The organism is Streptomyces sp. NPDC102360 (assembly GCF_044766085.1).
Lineage (GTDB): Bacteria > Actinomycetota > Actinomycetes > Streptomycetales > Streptomycetaceae > Streptomyces.
In genome coordinates, this window is record NZ_JBIWLG010000017.1 from 18,325 (window position 1) to 33,190 (window position 14,866).

At 71.0% G+C, this 14,866-nt stretch carries 16 protein-coding genes; 5 read left to right on the forward strand and 11 right to left on the reverse strand.

The features are described 5' to 3' along the window. Positions 1-58 precede the first annotated feature (58 nt). Positions 59-811 carry an alpha/beta hydrolase gene (locus ACIRHA_RS39270; RefSeq protein WP_403855965.1) on the reverse strand — a complete coding sequence of 251 codons (753 nt, stop codon included), beginning with the start codon at positions 809-811 and terminating at the stop codon, positions 59-61. 161 nt (positions 812-972) lie between these two features. Between ACIRHA_RS39270 and ACIRHA_RS39275 the strand changes: the two genes are divergently transcribed. Continuing rightward, positions 973-2,139 carry an adenosine deaminase gene (locus tag ACIRHA_RS39275; RefSeq protein ID WP_403855967.1) on the forward strand — a complete coding sequence of 389 codons (1,167 nt, stop codon included), beginning with the start codon at positions 973-975 and terminating at the stop codon, positions 2,137-2,139. 147 nt (positions 2,140-2,286) lie between these two features. Further along, on the forward strand, positions 2,287-2,613 hold the full coding sequence (locus ACIRHA_RS39280) for an ATP-binding protein (protein WP_403855969.1): 327 nt from the start codon (positions 2,287-2,289) through the stop codon (positions 2,611-2,613). Positions 2,614-2,691: 78 nt separating this feature from the next. Here ACIRHA_RS39280 and ACIRHA_RS39285 read toward each other — a convergent pair whose 3' ends face one another. The 5 genes from ACIRHA_RS39285 to afsQ1 all read right to left on the reverse strand — a co-directional run bounded on the left by ACIRHA_RS39285 (position 2,692) and on the right by afsQ1 (position 6,463). Further along, positions 2,692-2,892 (reverse strand): PspC domain-containing protein, encoded by a 201-nt coding sequence (locus tag ACIRHA_RS39285; RefSeq protein ID WP_326016382.1) that lies wholly within the window; start codon positions 2,890-2,892, stop codon positions 2,692-2,694. An 86-nt stretch (positions 2,893-2,978) separates the two neighbouring features. Further along, positions 2,979-3,521 carry a VanZ family protein gene (locus ACIRHA_RS39290; protein WP_403855971.1) on the reverse strand — a complete coding sequence of 181 codons (543 nt, stop codon included), beginning with the start codon at positions 3,519-3,521 and terminating at the stop codon, positions 2,979-2,981. Positions 3,522-3,621: 100 nt separating this feature from the next. Beyond that, the gene (locus tag ACIRHA_RS39295) at positions 3,622-4,224 is read right to left on the reverse strand and encodes a hypothetical protein (RefSeq protein WP_403855973.1); all 603 of its coding nucleotides are present in this window, start codon (positions 4,222-4,224) and stop codon (positions 3,622-3,624) included. Then, positions 4,221-5,789 (reverse strand): ATP-binding protein, encoded by a 1,569-nt coding sequence (locus tag ACIRHA_RS39300; RefSeq protein ID WP_403855975.1) that lies wholly within the window; start codon positions 5,787-5,789, stop codon positions 4,221-4,223. Before ACIRHA_RS39300 ends, ACIRHA_RS39295 begins: the two co-directional genes overlap by 4 nt. Continuing rightward, a complete protein-coding gene (gene afsQ1 / locus ACIRHA_RS39305; RefSeq protein WP_179200974.1) occupies positions 5,786-6,463 on the reverse strand; it encodes a two-component system response regulator AfsQ1 in 678 nt (225 codons plus the stop codon). The genes ACIRHA_RS39300 and afsQ1 overlap by 4 nt, the downstream gene beginning before the upstream one ends. Positions 6,464-6,713: 250 nt before the next feature. Between afsQ1 and ACIRHA_RS39310 the strand changes: the two genes are divergently transcribed. Beyond that, on the forward strand, positions 6,714-7,466 hold the full coding sequence (locus ACIRHA_RS39310) for a SigE family RNA polymerase sigma factor (RefSeq protein ID WP_403855977.1): 753 nt from the start codon (positions 6,714-6,716) through the stop codon (positions 7,464-7,466). Positions 7,467-7,665: 199 nt separating this feature from the next. Here ACIRHA_RS39310 and ACIRHA_RS39315 read toward each other — a convergent pair whose 3' ends face one another. Continuing rightward, positions 7,666-8,295 carry a uridine kinase gene (locus ACIRHA_RS39315; protein ID WP_403855979.1) on the reverse strand — a complete coding sequence of 210 codons (630 nt, stop codon included), beginning with the start codon at positions 8,293-8,295 and terminating at the stop codon, positions 7,666-7,668. A 125-nt stretch (positions 8,296-8,420) separates the two neighbouring features. On the opposite strand from ACIRHA_RS39315, the gene ACIRHA_RS39320 reads away from it, so the two are divergent. Then, on the forward strand, positions 8,421-8,834 hold the full coding sequence (locus ACIRHA_RS39320; protein WP_403855981.1) for a hypothetical protein: 414 nt from the start codon (positions 8,421-8,423) through the stop codon (positions 8,832-8,834). Positions 8,835-8,911: 77 nt separating this feature from the next. Here the strand turns inward: ACIRHA_RS39320 and ACIRHA_RS39325 are convergent, their stop codons facing one another. Genes ACIRHA_RS39325 through deoC form a run of 3 tightly spaced genes read right to left on the reverse strand, consistent with a single transcriptional unit; the run spans position 8,912 to position 12,219 of the window. Beyond that, positions 8,912-9,811 carry an aldehyde dehydrogenase family protein gene (locus tag ACIRHA_RS39325; RefSeq protein ID WP_403855983.1) on the reverse strand — a complete coding sequence of 300 codons (900 nt, stop codon included), beginning with the start codon at positions 9,809-9,811 and terminating at the stop codon, positions 8,912-8,914. Further along, positions 9,804-11,255 (reverse strand): aldehyde dehydrogenase family protein, encoded by a 1,452-nt coding sequence (locus tag ACIRHA_RS39330; protein WP_403855985.1) that lies wholly within the window; start codon positions 11,253-11,255, stop codon positions 9,804-9,806. Before ACIRHA_RS39330 ends, ACIRHA_RS39325 begins: the two co-directional genes overlap by 8 nt. A 7-nt stretch (positions 11,256-11,262) precedes the next feature. Beyond that, a complete protein-coding gene (gene deoC, locus ACIRHA_RS39335; protein ID WP_403855987.1) occupies positions 11,263-12,219 on the reverse strand; it encodes a deoxyribose-phosphate aldolase in 957 nt (318 codons plus the stop codon). A gap of 197 nt (positions 12,220-12,416) precedes the next feature. Here deoC and ACIRHA_RS39340 point away from each other — a divergent pair, with 197 nt between their 5' ends. Then, positions 12,417-13,040, forward strand: a complete 624-nt coding sequence (locus tag ACIRHA_RS39340) for a PH domain-containing protein (RefSeq protein WP_403855989.1) — start codon at positions 12,417-12,419, stop codon at positions 13,038-13,040. A gap of 72 nt (positions 13,041-13,112) precedes the next feature. On the opposite strand, the gene ACIRHA_RS39345 is transcribed toward ACIRHA_RS39340, so the two are convergent. Next, on the reverse strand, positions 13,113-14,759 hold the full coding sequence (locus ACIRHA_RS39345; RefSeq protein WP_403855991.1) for a phospho-sugar mutase: 1,647 nt from the start codon (positions 14,757-14,759) through the stop codon (positions 13,113-13,115). Between the last annotated feature and the right edge of the window lie 107 nt (positions 14,760-14,866).

A 14,866-nucleotide genomic window follows, 5' to 3' on the forward strand; every position in this document is an offset into this window, starting at 1 on the left:
GCGATTGAGGCGCGGGGTCCGGGGCAGAGCCCCGCGACGTAGGCCCGGCGCCGCAGCACTACAACGTCCGCCCGAAGCCGGCGGCAAGCGGCATCCGCAACCCCAACGGCGGCGGCGCCGCAAACGCATCCTGGAGCGGCCGCGAGAACGGCCGCCCGAACAACGTGCCCAGCACGAAGTCCACCGCCAGAGAGGCGACTTCGTACCGGTGCTGCGCCAGCCCGTGCCCATCCGAGTGCACCTCGAACCGGCACACGTCACGGTTCGCCTTCTTCGCGCGGCCCGCGAGCCGGAAGGACAACTCCGGGTCCGTGCGCCGGTCGTCGGTGCCGTGCACGATGAGGACCCGGCGGCCCGCGAGCTGCTTGACCGGTTCGAGCGGCGCCGCCACATCGTCCTCCGGCAGCCAAGGGGCGAGCGCCAGCACGGAGTTGACCGCCTCGTGGCCGCCCGCGTGCAGCGCGGCACGGCCGCCCATGTCGATGCCGGCGAGGCAGATCGGTACGTCCCCGTAGCGGCGCACCACCTCGTCGGCGGCCCACCGGGCATCGCGCGCGAGGTCGGCCTGTGTCTCGTTCCAGCCGCGGCACCGGTACTGCACGACATGCGCTACCAGGTCGGCGTCCCGCCCCGCGCGCGTGAGGCGGCGGGCGAGCGGGCGCAGCGCGGCCCGGCCCACGGGGGAGGGTCTGCGGGCCGATGTCTCCTCGCCCGCGGGGAGCAGCAGCACGACACCGCCCACCGCTCCCGGCACCGGCCCGGCCGCCCTGGCAAGCCGCGCCTCGCGGCCCTGCGTCGCTCGCTGCTGCATGACAGCACAGTGTCAGAAGCCCGGCGTACGCCGCCGGTGGACGGGTCACTGTTGCGTATCGACGGATCATGCCCGGCGGCCCCGTGCCCGCCCCCTCACTCCTCGCAACGAACTGGCAACGAACCGCAGCGATCTACGCGCGTAGGAGTTAGAGTGCGGAAATGACGAGCCCGATCACCGCGAACCCCAACAGCCCCCGGGTGCCGACCGCCGAGCAGATCCGTCGCGCGCCCAAGGTGCTCCTGCACGACCACCTCGACGGCGGCCTCAGGCCCGGCACGATCGTCGACCTGGCACGCGAGCAGGGGTACGAGAACCTGCCGGAGGCCGACCCCGACAAGCTCGGCGTCTGGTTCCGTGAAGCGGCCGACTCCGGCTCCCTGGAGCGGTACTTGGAGACGTTCAGCCACACCTGCGCCGTCATGCAGACGCGCGAGGCGCTGTTCCGGGTCGCCGCCGAGTGCGCCGAGGACCTCGCGGAGGACGGCGTCGTCTACGCCGAGGTCCGCTACGCCCCGGAGCAGCACCTGGAGCAGGGGCTCACCCTCGAAGAGGTCGTCGAGGCGGTCAACGAGGGCTTCAGGGAAGGCGAGCGGCGCGCGAAGGAGAGCGGTCACCGCATCCGCGTCGGCGCCCTGCTCACCGCGATGCGGCACGCGGCCCGCGCCCTGGAGATCGCCGAACTCGCCAACGGCTACCGGGACCTGGGCGTCGTTGGATTCGACATCGCGGGCGCGGAGGCCGGCTTCCCGCCCACCCGCCACCTCGACGCCTTCGAGTACCTCAAGCGGGAGAACAACCACTTCACGATCCACGCGGGCGAGGCCTTCGGGCTCCCCTCGATCTGGCAGGCGCTCCAGTGGTGCGGCGCGGACCGGCTCGGGCACGGTGTGCGCATCATCGACGACATCAAGGTGGAGGCCGACGGCAGCGTTCAGCTGGGCCGCCTCGCCTCGTACGTGCGCGACAAGCGGATCCCGCTGGAGCTGTGCCCCTCGTCGAACCTTCAGACCGGTGCCGCGAGTTCCTACGGGGAGCACCCCATCGGGCTGCTGCGAAAGCTGCACTTCAGGGCGACGGTCAACACCGACAACCGCCTGATGTCCGGTACGTCGATGAGCCGCGAATTCGAGCACCTGGTCGACGCGTTCGGTTACTCGCTCGATGACATGCAGTGGTTTTCCGTCAATGCGATGAAGTCAGCATTCATTCCTTTCGATGAACGACTGGCGATGATCAATGACGTCATCAAGCCCGGATACGCCGAGTTGAAATCCGAGTGGCTGTTCCGGCAAACCGCTTCCACCAGCGGTTCTGCCGTCGAGTAGGGCCTTTTTCGGGGACGTTGAAGCGGTCGGGAACGGTTGTTCCCGACCGCTTTTCCCGGCGGTTCGCTGTTTGCGGGTGCAGCGAAGGAATGTTTACGGTCGTGGACCGCTCATTCCCCCGTCATCGTCAAGAGGACGCATTTCACAATGAAGCACTCTGCTGCCAAGACCCTCGGTGTCGCCGCTCTCGGAGCCGCTTTCGCGGCCGCCGGTGCCGGTGCCGCGAACGCTGCTCCGGCCGTCCCCGACGCGGCCGGCACCGTCGGATCCGTGACCTCCGCCCTCCCGCTCCAGGACGTGGCGTCGTCCGTGCCCGCCGGCGCCGAGTCCCTGACCGCCGTGCAGGGTGCCGCGGCCAACGGCCTGAGCACGGCCGCCCCCGTCGTCGACCAGGCCACGAAGGGCGCCCTGCCGGTCGACGGCGACCCGGTCTCCGGGCTGCTCGGCGGCCTGCCGGTCGGCGGCCTCAGCTGACCCGACCCACCGCACAAGCCGAAGGGGCGCACCCGCGATCACGCGGGCGCGCCCCTTCGGCGTGCTGGAGGCCGGACGTCACCAGGCCTGGCGGACCTTGTTCTCACTCGGGAACAGAATCCACAGCGCGATGTAGAGCAGGAACTGCGGGCCCGGCAGCAGGCACGAGACCAGGAAGATCACGCGCATCGTGGTCGCGGAGGTGCCGAAGCGCCGTGCCAGCGCTGCGCACACTCCGCCGATCATCCGTCCGTTGGTGGGGCGGGCAAGGGCGGTCATGGTGGGCTCCTTCGCGAACCGTGTCTCTCCGGTGTGTGGTGCTTACGTCTTCGAAGGTACGGCGGTCGAGCGGGCAAAGCGTCAGCTCACGGGGCGACGCCGACCCTGGGAATCGTCGGGGTCGGACCCTGAGCCGGCTCCTGCGGGGGGAGGGGGCCGTGCTCGGCCCAGCGGCGGAGCCGGGAGCGCAGGGCAGGCACCACGAGGAGGTGGGCGAGCGCGACGCCCACCGTGTTCAGGAGCAGCGAGTCGATGTCCACGACCTGGCCCGGCACGCCGGTCTGGAGCAGTTCGATGCCGAGCGAGATCAGTGCGGCCAGGGCGACCGTGCGCACAAGCGAACCCCACAGCGAAACGTACAGGCGGCCGCCCGCGACGGGCAGCAGTACGCCGAGCGGGGCGAGCAGCGCAAGGCCCTCACCGATACGCAGCGCCGCCTCGCGCGGGCCGAGCGCGAGGTCGGAGCGGATGCCCGCCAACGGGTGCAGGTTCGCCGCGCTGACCCAGGGCACGTCCAGGGGGCGCAACGTGAACCAGGCAACGAAGAGGAGATGCGCGGCGAGAAGGGCGATCCCTGCCGCACGGAAACGGACGGCGGCCCTTTGGCCGCCCGAGCGATGGCGCTGCACGCACCCCTAGACGCCGGACGCGGCAGGATCGGTTCCGCCCGGGGTCCGACGAGCTTTCACCGAGGTCGCGGCGGGCTCGCACCGGGCCGTGCGGCGTCCGTCAGTTCAGGGTTCTCGTCGGTGCCGGGATCAGGCCCGGGCGGGCCTTCAGCGCCTCCGAGCAGGTGTACTCGCGGGCCGGGGCGTCGTCAGGGCCGCCGAGGATCACGTGCTCCTCGTCCTCCGCCGTGACCTCGCTGGTCGCGAACGTGCAGATGACCTGGGCCAGGGCGTAGGGCGACAGGTCGTCCGGCGGAGCGTTCAGGCGCAGCGCGTCCGCGGGGTCGCCCTCGCGCGGGCCCGAGACCTTGAGGCCGGAACGGACGTCCGTCGTGTACCCCGCCGTCTTCTCCTCGCCGGAGGGGGCCGCCGCCAGCTGCGCCAGCAGCTCCCGGGCCACCACGACCCGGTCGGACGACTGGCCGCGCTGCAGCGTGATGGTCCGGTCGACCGTGACCAGTTGCGACGTACAGACCAGATAGACCTGCACGGGGAACTCGCCGCCCGCCTGCGCCCCCACCTCGTCCGAGCCCGCCAGGGAGCAACCCACGCGGGTGGGCGCGGCGCCGAAGTCCGTCGGCACCTCCGTGGGACGGATCCCGCAGCCGGTGAGCAGGACCGCGGCGAGGCCCACGAGGGCCCAGGGGCGTACCCGTCGCCTCACGACGAGACACCGCCTTCCCGTGCTTCGTCGGTGTCCTCCTCCGTGGCGGACGCGAGGCGCTCCGCGTCCCGTGGCAGGTGAAGCGTGAACACGGCTCCCCCTTCGGGGGAGTTGGCCGCGCCGATCCGGCCCCCGTGGATACGGGCGTTCTCCACGGCGATGGACAGGCCGAGGCCGCTGCCCTCCGAGCGGGGCCGCGAGGCGCTCGCCTTGAAGAAGCGGTCGAAGACGTGCGGCAGGACGTCCTCGGGGATGCCCGGACCGTGGTCGCGTACGGCGATGACGATGTCGTCGCCCTCCACCCGCACCGAGACGCGCACCGGGGACCCGCCGTGCTTGAGCGCGTTGCCGATCAGGTTCGCGAGGATCACGTCCAGGCGGCGCGGATCGAGGCGGGCCGTGATGCCGCGCTCGGCGTCGAGTTCGACGGCGTCCAGCCAGGCGCGGGCGTCGATGCAGGCGGTGATCTGGTCGGCGAGGTCGACGTGGTCGAGGACGAGCTTGGCGCTGCCCGCGTCGAAGCGGGTGACCTCCATCAGGTTCTCGACGAGGTCGTTCAGGCGCCGGGTCTCGCTGACCACGAGACGTACGGCCGGTTCGATCATGGGGTCGACCGAGCCGGTCTCGGCGTCGAGCTCCTCCTCCAGGATCTCCGTCACCGCGGTGATCGCGGTGAGCGGCGTGCGCAGCTCGTGCGACATGTCGGCGACGAAGCGGCGCGAGGACTCGTCGCGGGAACTCATGTCCGCGACCTTCTTCTCCAGGTTCTCCGCCGTTTTGTTGAACGTACGGGACAGCTCGGCGAGTTCGTCCGTGCCGGAGACGCGCAGCCGTGTGTCGAGCTTGCCCTCGCCGAGCCGGCGCGCGGCGACGCCCAGCCGGTGCACGGGCTTGAGCACCGTCGTCGCGGCCGCCTGCGCGAGCAGGGCGGAGCCGATGAGGGCGAGCGCGGTGGCGATGCCGAGCGACCAGGCGAGCGAGCCGAGGTCCTTGGCCTCCGGCTCAAGGGACTTGAGCATGTAGCCGGTCGGCCCGCCGTCGACGGTGGCGCCGCCGACCAGGTACGGGGTGTCGTCCTGCGTGATCCGCTGCCAGTACAGGTGGTACGCGTGCTTGTTGCCGCCGTTGATCGGCTGCTTCTCGGTGACCGCGTCCCGCAGCGACCTCGGCACGTCGGCGACGGTGAAGGCGTCCAGGTCGGAATTGCCCACGACCCGGCGGTCGTTCTCGTCCTTCGCCATGAGCAGCACGCTGAAGTGCTGGCTGCTGCCCGCCATCAGGTTCGCCGCGTGCTGCAACTCGCCCTGGGTGGGCTGCTTGGGCAGCGCCGCCGCCCGGTTCTGCATCTCCTGCTTGAAGTCGCTGAGCGCGGAGTCCTGCGTGCGCGTGAGCACCGCCTCGCGGTTGAGCCAGTACGCGATCCCCGACGCGGACACCGCGGCCGTCAGCGCCACGAGCGCGAACACGACGACGAGGCGCAGCCGAAGACTGGTGAAGCGCAGGCCGGCGAGCAGGGTCTTCTTGGCGGTGGCCGCGCCCCGGAGCTTGTCGTGCGGTTTCGTCACTGAGGCGTGTCCAGCCGGTAGCCCACCCCGCGCACCGTACGGATCAGGGTCGGCGACGACGGCACGTCCTCGACCTTCGCGCGCAGCCGCTGCACACACGCGTCCACGAGCCGCGAGTCACCGAGGTAGTCGTGCTCCCACACCAGGCGCAGCAACTGCTGCCGGGACAGCGCCTGTCCGGGCCGCCGGCTCAGTTCGAGCAGCAAGCGCAGCTCGGTCGGCGTCAGTTGCAGGTCCTCGCCGTTCTTCGTCACCGTCATCGCGGCGCGGTCGATCACCAACGAGCCGAAGGCCGCGGCATCGTTGGCCTCCCGCTCGCCGCGCCGCAGCACCGCGCGGATCCGCGCGTCCAGCACGCGCCCCTGCACCGGCTTCACGACATAGTCGTCGGCACCGGATTCAAGACCCACCACGACGTCGATGTCGTCGCTGCGCGCGGTCAGCAGGATGATCGGCAGTTGGTCGGTGCGCCGGATGCGCCGGCACACCTCGAAACCGTCGATGCCGGGCAGCATGACATCGAGGACGATCAGATCGGGCCGCTGCTCGCGCAGCAGCTTCAGACCGTCCTCTCCGGTGGCAGCGGTGGCGACCCGGTGGCCCTGGCGCGTAAGTGACAGCTCCAGGGCCGTACGGATGGCGTCGTCGTCCTCGATCAGCAACAGGGAAGGCACGAGCGCCATTCTGGCCCATCAGGGGCCTTCAGTTCGACCGAGTGTGCCCTTCAGGTGCGGGGAAGACGTCCGGCCGGGGCCCGGGAGAGGCCCTGCGGGTCCGCTTTCTCCACGCATGCTCCCCATTACGGGAGTCGCTGTGACAGGCCTGTGACAGTCGACGGACACCGTCATGAACTCGGCCCGGCAAGCTTTTGGTCATCGCAGGAAGCGAGCCGAGAAAACCGGACTCCACGATGGGGGGCGCGAGATGAACACGCTGCACAGCAAGACCTCAAGCGCAGTGGTCACGCGTCTGCACGACGTCGTGGTCCGGCATGAGAAGTCCGGTGCCGTGAGCGGGCGGGGGTGCGCACGCGGCGCCGGGCGTCAGCACACCGGGATCATGACGGTGGTTGACCCGCGGGAAACGGTGACCGAGGGGGGTCACGGGGGAGCCGCGTACGGGGAGAACTCGGGGGAGCAGCGCCGGACGTCCTTGTCGGAGGCCGAGTTCACGGCTTACGTCCAGGAGCGCCGCGCCTCCCTGTACGCAACCGCCTACCACCTGACCGGTGACCGTTTCGAGGCCGAGGACCTGCTCCAGAGCGCCCTCTTCTCGACGTACCGGGCCTGGGACCGGATCAGCGACAAGGCGGCGGTCGGGGGCTACCTCCGCCGCACCATGACGAACCTGCACATCAGCGCGTGGCGCCGCCGCAAGCTGAACGAGTACCCGACCGAGGAGCTGCCGGAGACGGCCAACGACACGGACGCGATGCGCGGCACGGAGCTGCGCGCGGTTCTGTGGCAGGCGCTGGCCCGGCTGCCCGAACTCCAGCGCACCATGCTGGTCCTTCGTTACTACGAGGGCCGTACGGACCCGGAGATCGCGGAGATCCTCGACATCAGTGTGGGCACGGTGAAGTCCAGCATCTGGCGCTCGCTGCGGCGACTGCGCGAGGACGAGGTGCTCAGCTTCGGCCGTGACCAGGAGGAGTCCTTCGGCGAGCTCGTTGCCTGAAGGCTGGGGGGGGGAACGGGGCCCTGTTCGGGGGAACGGGCCTCAGTACGGGGGACGTACGGGGGAGCAGTAGGGGGAGCGAGCGGGACCGGAAGGCCGGGGGGTCTTTCCGGTCCCGTTCCGTCTTCCCGGCCGATCGTGGCCGACGTCTCGGGGCTCTGCCCCGGACCCCGCTGCTCAAGCGCCGCAGGGGCTTGATTTAGGCGCGCGCCTTCACGCAACGCCCCGCCGCAGCCGCAGCGACCCGCCCCAGCGCCTCCTCCTTGCCACACGCGTGCGCCCCCAGCGCCACCTGCCGGCCCACGATGGCCCGCTCCATCCGCATCAGCCGCCACCCCCGCCGCAACAGGAACGGCACCGACTTGCGCCCCTCCCTGAGATCACGCAGCAGCCGACGCCGGAACGTCGTCGACGGCCGGCCGCGCAGGCACAGCGCGTCGGCGAGCACCCCCACCTCCCGGCAGCGCTCCACGATGTCCGCCGCGAAGATGCCCTCGGCGATGAACAGCGGCGTGCGCTCGATGTCCAGCGTCTCCTCGCCCACACGCGAGCTGGAGGAGATGTCGTAGACCGGAACACTCGTCCGACCCTTCGCACACAGCGCCATGATCGCGGCGACCGCCACCTCGGCGTCCCAGGACAGCGGAGAGTCCCAGTCGATGTCCGAAGTGCCCGGCACCAGCGGCAGCGTGGGGTCCCCCGCCTCTTTGTAGAAGTCGTCGAGGCACAGGACGGGCAGCCCGGAGCGGGCCGCGAAGGACGACTTGCCGGAGCCCGAGGGGCCACAGAGCAGGACGACCCGCGTCGGTATCGGAGGATGCGAACTCACGAGACACCAGTGTGAGGCATGGCGACCGCGCCGCCTCCCCGCGTGGTGTGGTTGTGGCACGCACCACGCCAACTACCCTGTGTACCCGAATGATTACACTGGCGAAAGGTTTCGGGCGGAACACCATGGCACGACACGCAGAGCACAAACCCTCGACCTCCGTGCGGCGCACCCTGATGCGCGTCGGACTCACCGTGACCGCGGCCGGTGCCGTCGTCGCCGGGGGTGGAGCCGCCGCGAGTGCGGCGCCGATCCCCCTGCCGCAGTCGGCGACCGGCGACTCCAACGTCGACGCGGCGGCCGACGGCGTCTCCACGGCGCTCAACTCGGCGACGTCGCACGGTCTGGGCACGCTGAAGAAACTGCCCATCGACCCGCTGGCCGGGACGGGCGTCGACCCGCTGGACAACGCGATCGGTACGCAGGTCGCGGACTTCGCTCCGGTCAGCACGGCCGCGATCACCGATCCGGTGACCTCGGGGGCGTCGCTGGAGGAGCTGCCCGTGGTGGGCCCGGCGACGAGCGTGCTGCCGGGCTGATCGGGCAAGGCGGTGGCCCCGGCTCCTCCTGGACGGCGGAGGAGCCGGGGCCACTGCCTTGCTCGCGCGGTGACGTTCTAGTACGCGGAGCCGGACGCGCCCAGCGAACCCGTCGGGTGCCAGACCGTCTTCGTCTCCAGGAAGTGCGTCAGGCGGTCCGTCCCCGGGTCCGACGTGAAGTCCTCCACAGGCTGTGGACGGCGCACGCGCTTCAGGTTGTCGGCGGCGCCGATCTCGAGCTGCTTCGCCAACTCGGGGTCGGCGCCCGTCAGGTCGATGCCGTTGACGTCCTGGTGCGCGGCGAGCGCGGGCGCGATCTCCGCCGCCCGGCCGGACAGCACGTTCACGACGCCGCCGGGCACGTCGGAGGTCGCGAGTACCTCGCCGAGGGAGAGCGCCGGGAGCGGGCACCTCTCACTGGCGATCACGACGGCCGTGTTGCCGCTCGCGATGACCGGGGCGATCACCGAGATCAGGCCGAGGAACGACGAGTCCTGCGGCGCGAGGACCGCGACGACGCCGGTCGGCTCGGGCGTGGAGAGGTTGAAGAACGGTCCGGCGACGGGGTTCGCCCCGCCGACCACCTGCCCGATCTTGTCGGTCCAGCCCGCGTACCAGACCCAGCGGTCGATGGCGGCGTCGACGACGGCGCCCGCCTTCGACCTGCTCAGGCCCTCCGCCTCGGCGACCTCGCGCACGAACTGCTCGCGGCGGCCCTCCAGCATCTCGGCGACGCGGTACAGGACCTGCCCGCGGTTGTACGCGGTCGCGCCCGACCAGCCGCCGAAGGCCTTGCGGGCGGCGACGACGGCGTCACGGCCGTCCTTGCGGGAGGACAGCGGCGCGTTGGCCAGCCACTCGCCCTTGCTGGAGGTCACTTCGTACACCCGGCCGCTCTCGGAACGCGGGAACTTCCCGCCGACGTACAGCTTGTAGGTCTTGAGGACACTCAGTCGCGCGTCATTACGGTCAGACATCGAGGTACGCCTCCAGGCCGTGGCGACCGCCCTCGCGGCCGAAGCCCGACTCCTTGTAGCCGCCGAAGGGCGAGGTCGGGTCGAACTTGTTGAACGTGTTGGCCCAGACGACCCCGGCGCGGAGCTTGTTCGCGACCGCGAGGATGCGCGAGCCCTTCTCCGTCCAGATCCCGGCCGAGAGCCCGTACTGCGAGTTGTTGGCCTTGGCGACGGCCTCGTCCGGCGTACGGAAGGTGAGCACGGACAGCACCGGGCCGAAGATCTCGTCGCGGGCGACGGTGTGCGCCTGCGTGACGTTCGTGAAGAGCGTTGGCGCGAACCAGTAGCCGGAGGAGGGGAGTTCGCAGGGGGCCGACCAGCGCTCGGCGCCCTCGGCCTCGCCCTGCTCGGTGAGCGCGGTGATCCTGGCCAGTTGCTCGGCGGAGTTGATGGCGCCGATGTCGGTGTTCTTGTCGAGCGGGTCGCCGAGGCGCAGGGTCGACAGGCGCGACTTCAGGCGGTCGAGCAGCTCGTCCTGGATCGACTCCTGTACGAGCAGGCGGGAGCCGGCGCAGCAGACCTGCCCCTGGTTGAAGAAGATCCCGGTGACGATCCCTTCCACCGCCTGGTCGATGGGGGCGTCGTCGAAGACGATGTTCGCGCCCTTGCCGCCGAGTTCGAGCGTCAGCTTCTTGTCCGTACCGGCGACGGTGCGGGCGATCTCCTTGCCGACGGCCGTGGAGCCGGTGAAGGCGACCTTGTTCACGTCGGGGTGGGCGACGAGCGCCGCGCCCGCATCGCCGTACCCGGGAAGGATGTTGACGACGCCCTTCGGCAGCCCCGCCTGGCGGCAGATGTCCGCGAAGAAGAGAGCAGAGAGCGGGGTCGTCTCGGCGGGCTTGAGGACGACGGTGTTGCCCGTCGCGAGCGCCGGGGCGATCTTCCACGCGAGCATCAGGAGCGGGAAGTTCCAGGGGATGACCTGGCCGGCGACGCCGAGCGGCGCCGGGTTCGGTCCGAACCCGGCGTGGCCGAGTTTGTCGGCCCAGCCCGCGTAGTAGAAGAAGTGCGCGGCGACCAGGGGGAGGTCCGCGTCGCGCGTCTCCTTGATCGGCTTGCCGTTGTCGAGCGTCTCCAGGACGGCGAGCTCGCGCGAGCGCTCCTGGATGATGCGCGCGATGCGGAACAGATACTTCCCGCGCTCGGCGCCCGGCAGCGCGGACCACTTCTCGAAGGCCTTGCGGGCGGCCTTCACCGCGCGCTCGACGTCGGCCTCACCGGCCTGCGCGACCTCGGAGAGGACCTCTTCGGTCGACGGCGAGACGGTCTTGAAGACCTTGCCGTCGGCGGCCTCGGTGAACTCGCCGTCGATGAACAGCCCGTAGGAGGGCGCGATGTCGACGACGGACCGCGACTCGGGCGCGGGCGCGTACTCGAACACAGATGTCTGCTTTTCCATAGTCATGGGGTTCTCAGTCCACCGTCACGTAGTCGGGACCGGAGTAGCGTCCTGTGGCCAGCTTCTGACGCTGCATCAGCAGATCGTTCAGAAGGCTGGAGGCGCCGAAGCGGAACCAGTGGTTGTCGAGCCAGTCCTCGCCCGCGGTCTCGTTCACGATGACCAGGAACTTGACGGCGTCCTTGGAGGTGCGGATGCCGCCCGCGGGCTTCACACCGACCTGTACCCCGGTGGCGGCGCGGAAGTCGCGTACGGCTTCGAGCATGAGGAGGGTGTTGGCGGGGGTGGCGTTGACGCCGACCTTTCCGGTCGAGGTCTTGATGAAGTCGGCCCCGGCCAGCATGCCGATCCAGCTCGCGCGGCGGATGTTGTCGTACGTCGAGAGCTCGCCGGTCTCGAAGATGACCTTGAGCCGGGCGGTGCCCGAGGCCTCCTTCACCGCGCGGATCTCGTCGTGGACCTTCATGTAGTCGCCGGCGAGGAAGGCGCCGCGATCGATGACCATGTCGATCTCGTCCGCCCCCGCGGCCACGGCCTCCCGTACGTCCCCGAGCTTGACCTCGAGGGCGGCGCGGCCGGCCGGGAAGGCGGTCGCGACGGAGGCGACCTTGACGTCCGTGCCGGCGACGGCGGCCTTCGCGGTGGCCACCATGTCGGGGTAGACGCAGACGGCCGCGGTGCGCGGCGTGCCGCGGTCGGTGGGGTCCGGGTGGACCGCCTTCGCGCCGAGGGCCCGGACCTTGCCCGGGGTGTCGGCGCCTTCCAGGGTCGTCAGGTCGATCATCGAGATGGCCAGGTCGATGGCGTACGCCTTCGCCGTGGTCTTGATCGAACGGGTCCCGAGCGAAGCGGCGCGCGCCTCCAGGCCGACCGCGTCGACGCCGGGCAACCCGTGCAGGAAGCGGCGCAGCGTGCGCTCGGACGTGGTGACGTCCTGGTAAGCGGCGGGTGCGGGTGCAGAACTGGGCATGGTCACGAGGGGAGCATATCTACGCGCGTAGCGGCTTGTACAGGTCGCGGTGCGGTTGGGCGGTGCCGTGGTTGCGGTCGCGGGGCTCCGCCCCGGACCCCGCGCCTCAAGCGCCGGCGGGGCTTGATTTGCCGCACCAGCGCTGCTCAATCGCCGGCGGGGCTTGAATGGGTTGACGGGTCGGGCACAATCGAGCCATGACGAGCAGCCAGACCACGACCCCGCAGGCACGTGACCGGATCTATCGGTCTCCCGCCGGTATCGCCGGTGGCGTCGTGCTGATCCTGGTCGGGGCCTGGCTGGGCATCGACGCCGTGGTCAACGGGACCGGGCACACGCCGTGGACGGCGCTCGCCGGCCTGCTGTTCGTGGTGCCGCTCGTCGTCGCGTTCACCATCAGGCCGGCCGTCTTCGGGAACGAGGAGCGGCTGCGTGTGCGCAACCCGTTCCGGGACATCACGCTGCCGTGGTCCGCGATCTCGGGCTTCAAGTCCGGGTACTCGAACGAGGTCTTCGACGAGGCGGGCGCCAAGTACCAGCTCTGGTCCATCCCGGTCTCGCTGCGCGGCCGCCGCAAGGCGCAGCGCCAGCAGATGCGCGCGGCCAAGGGTGGCCGCACTCCCACGGGCGCCGGCGGCCTGCCGGTGACCGAGCCGCGGTCCACGGGGGACCAGGCCATGGACGAGCTCCGTGAACTCCACGGGACCCGCGCCGCCGCCGAGACGTCCGGGGGCACCCCCGAGATCCGCTGGGCGTACGAGATCATCGCCCCGGCCCTCGTGGGGGCTGTGCTCCTCGTGGTGCTCATCGCGCTGGGCTAGGCACATCAAGCCCCGCCGGCGTTTGAGGCGCGGGGTCCGGGGCAGAGCCCCGCGACCACGGCCTACGCCGAGCTAGATACCCGCCGCAGCCGCAAGATCCCGCTTGAGCGCGGCGAGCCGCTCGGCGGCGACGTCCCGAGCCGCCGGCAGCGACGCCCGGTCGCCCACCGGCACCACAACCTCCAGGTAACACTTCAACTTGGGCTCCGTCCCCGACGGCCGCACCACGACCCGCGCCCCGCCCAGGGTGTAGCGGAGCCCATCCGTGGGCGGCAACCCACCCTCCCCCTCCGAGAGGTCATCCGCACGGGTCACCGCGAGCCCGGCCAGCTCCACCGGCGGCACCTCGCGGAGCCTGCGCATCGCGTCCGCGATGACCGACAGGTCCTCGACCCGCACGCTCAACTGGTCCGTGGCATGCAGCCCGTGCGCGAGCGCCAGGTCGTCGAGCGCGTCCAGGAGCGTACGGCCCTGGGACTTCAGCTCACTCGCCAGCTCGGTCACGAGCAGCGCGGCCGTGATGCCGTCCTTGTCGCGCACGCCCTCGGGGTCGACGCAGTAGCCGAGCGCCTCCTCGTAGCCGTAGCGCAGGCCCTCGACGCGGGCGATCCACTTGAAGCCGGTCAGCGTCTCCTCGTGCGGGAGTCCGGCGGCCTCGGCGATCCGGCCGAGCAGCGAGGACGACACGATCGACTCGGCGAGTACGCCGCTCACGCCCCGCTTCACCAGGTGCGCCGCGAGCAGCGCGCCCACCTCGTCGCCGCGCAGCATCCGCCACTCGCCCCCGTCGGGCACGGCCACCGCGCAGCGGTCCGCGTCCGGGTCGTTGGCGATGATCAGGTCAGGGGTCCCGGTCTGCGCGCGGGCCGTGGCGAAGGACAGGTCCATCGCCCCCGGCTCCTCCGGGTTCGGGAACGCGACCGTGGGGAAGTCCGGGTCGGGCTCGGCCTGTTCCGGCACGAGCACCGGCGCGGGGAAGCCCGCGCGCGCGAAGGCGGCGAGGAGAGTCTCCTTGCCGACGCCGTGCATCGCCGTGTAGACGGTGCGGGCGCCGCGGGGCGAGCCCGGCGAGAGGACCGCGTCCGTACGCGCCAGGTACGCCTCCAGGACGTCATCGCCCAGCGTTTCCCAGCCCGACTCCGCGCGCGGCACGTCGTTCAGCGACGCCACCGCGTCGATCTCGGCGGCGATCTCCGCGTCGGCCGGCGGCACGATCTGCGAGCCGTCGCCGAGGTACACCTTGTAGCCGTTGTCGCGCGGCGGGTTGTGCGAGGCCGTGACCTCGACGCCCGCGACCGCGCCCAGGTGCCGTATGGCGAAGGCGAGCACGGGCGTGGGCAGCGGGCGGGGGAGGACCGCGGCGCGCAGCCCGGCCCCCTCCATCACGGCGGCCGTGTCGCGTGCGAAGTCCGCCGACTTGTGCCGGGCGTCGTAGCCGATGACAACCGGCCCGTCCGTCTGCCCCTTGGCCTTCAGGTACGCCGCCAGGCCCGCGGCCGCGCGGATGACCACCGCGCGGTTCATCCGCATCGGGCCCGCGCCCAGTTCGCCGCGCAGGCCCGCCGTGCCGAACTGGAGCGTTCCCGCGAAGCGCTCGCCGATCCCCTCCAGGTCGCCGGCCTCGATGAGCTTGGCCAGTTCCTCGCGGGTCTCCGGGTCCGGGTCCTCCGCCAGCCAGGTCTTCGCCCGGTCGAGCAGTTCGCTGCCAGATACGGTCACGGTTCGCATTCCTTCGGGGAGTTCTCGGGCCGCAACGGGGTTGACGTCTCGGGGCTCTGCCCCGGACCCCGCTGCTCAAACGCCGCAGGGGCTTATTCGGCTCACCC